We start from the raw sequence: 2,037 nt of genomic DNA, 5'->3' as shown, positions 1-2,037 counted from the left end.
ACCAGCAGATGGCGGTTACATACCCATGCCTAGTGCAATGGTTGTTTCTAATCCTTTGGAAGAAAAGCCCTTGGGTTTAATCGCCTTTAGAAGCGGTAATGGTGTTAAGATAATCGTAGGAGGCAAGCAAAAGCTTTATAGTTATGATAGTCAAACGCAGGGTTGGAAGGACATTAGCCAAAGTGGTGAGACCTATCATGCGCATGAGGATAATCAATGGTCATTTGCTCTGTTTGGTCAAAGAATTATTGCGGTCAATAAAAATGATAAACCACAAGTTTTTAATACCCATAGTTCTGAACGATTTGAAGATTTAGGAGGCAATCCCCCGAAAGCAGGCTTGGTGAAGGTTTGGGGACCTTTTGTTTGTTTGATGCAATTGACAGATCACCCCAATCGCATTCATTGGTCTGGTTTGGAAGATGCTACTCATTGGACAGTTAAGCAGAAAGATTGCGATTTTCAAGATTTTCCAGATGGAGAATATGTTCAAGGGGCAACAGAGTCCACCAATCCCCTCATTTTTATGCGTTCTGCTATTTATGCAGGAACCTTTGTTGCGGGTTCTAAGATTGTGTTTACGTTTCAAAAGATACAAGACAAGCGAGGAGCCCGTAGTGCGTCCTCTATAGCATGTCGAGGGAGTGACGCTTTTTTTGCAGGTGATGGTGGTTTTTATCAGATGAGTTTGGATGGTCAACTTTTACCGATAGGTTTTGAAAAGGTTGATAGAACGGTTTTTAAAACATTTGATAAGTTTGCTCTTGATGAGATGCAAGGAGTTATAGACCCCATTGATAATCGGATTTATTGGTCCTTAAAGAGAGGCAATAACGAGCAAACGACCTTTGTTTATGATTGGGGTTTACAGAAATGGTCGACACTACAGGGAAAGCTTTTCACGTTCTTTCCAGTGTTTACAACAGGATATACTTTAGAACAGTTAGATGAGATTTCGATCAATCTTGAGGCATTGCCGGCTTCTTTAGACAGCCCTCGTTGGCAAAGTGGCGCGCCAATGCTTGGTGCTTTTGATGAAAACAATCGGCTTGTTATGTTTACAGGAGCCCCGATGGAGGCAACGGTTGTTTCGCAAGAAATGGGGGCACCGGATGGAAGTTTTAACTTTATTACGAAGATGTTTGCCGAAGTTGATACGACGGAAGGTCTTTTAAGCATTGGAGAGCGTCGGCTTCGCAATAATCAGACGCCGATCACATGGCACAAGGAGAGGGTGTGTTCGTATGTCACGGGCGCTTATCATGGTCGTTCGCGCAATCGTTATCACCGCTTTAAATTGCGCATTCCTGAAGGCATTCATTGGAACCATATTACGGGATTTAATGTGGATTTACGTCCTTTAGGCAGAGGGTAATGGCAAAAGTCTTTTTGACCACGTCTTGGGATATGGAGCGTATAGCACCATACCTTGAAGACATCATTGCGTCGTTTCGCGAGTATGTGGAACGTTTTAAACATGAAATTACGTTGCAAGGACTCATTGAATCTATTTGCATGGGCGAGAAACAGTTATGGCTTGTTTTGGATGATGAAGAGCGCTTTTTAGCGGTCGTCACGACCCAGATACAACAGACAGTTTTAGGAAAGAAACGCGCTCTGATTTGTGAATGTAGTGGCAAGGGTGTTCTTGATTTGGTTGACAATTTGCAAGTTGCCGAGGATTGGGCGCGTGAGAATGGGGCTTTTGAGATAGAGATTTTAGGGCGTTTAGGTTGGAAACGTGCATTGGACAAGCAAGGTTACAGCATAGATATGCTTTATTACAGGAAGGAATTGTAACATGGGGAGCAAGACACCGACAACAACAGAACAAAAGCAGGTGCAGACAAGCGCTCCTCCCGCTTGGATGCAGAATGTATTTAAGCGTGGGGGTGCAGATGCCTATCAAATGTATGACACAGGGATTGGGGGTAATGTGTATGGAGGACCTCGTATTGCCCCGTTAAGTGCTCAAACCACCCAAGCCATAGGTGGTCTTGGGAGTGTCCCTCATCATTATCAAAATCGCTCTTTGAT

2 protein-coding genes and 1 pseudogene are annotated in these 2,037 nt (G+C 43.7%); all 3 read left to right on the top strand.

Annotated features, from left to right (window positions below; all coding sequences use genetic code 11):
- On the top strand, positions 1–1,375 hold a 1,375-nt coding region (locus tag ACFILW_RS09510), incomplete at its 5' end, for a hypothetical protein (RefSeq protein ID WP_375685688.1).
- Positions 1,375–1,800 carry a hypothetical protein gene (locus ACFILW_RS09505; RefSeq protein ID WP_375685686.1) on the top strand — a complete coding sequence of 142 codons (426 nt, stop codon included), beginning with the start codon at positions 1,375–1,377 and terminating at the stop codon, positions 1,798–1,800. The genes ACFILW_RS09510 and ACFILW_RS09505, both read left to right, overlap by 1 nt.
- A 1-nt stretch (position 1,801) precedes the next feature.
- Positions 1,802–2,037, top strand: a pseudogene (locus tag ACFILW_RS09500) (hypothetical protein); the annotation flags it as partial.

Origin of the sequence: Bartonella sp. TT110JLCBS (assembly GCF_042193405.1) — a bacterium.
Taxonomy (GTDB): Bacteria; Pseudomonadota; Alphaproteobacteria; order Rhizobiales; family Rhizobiaceae; genus Bartonella.
Note: the sequence above shows the minus strand (reverse complement) of the source record. Positions and strands in the feature narration are given on the sequence as shown.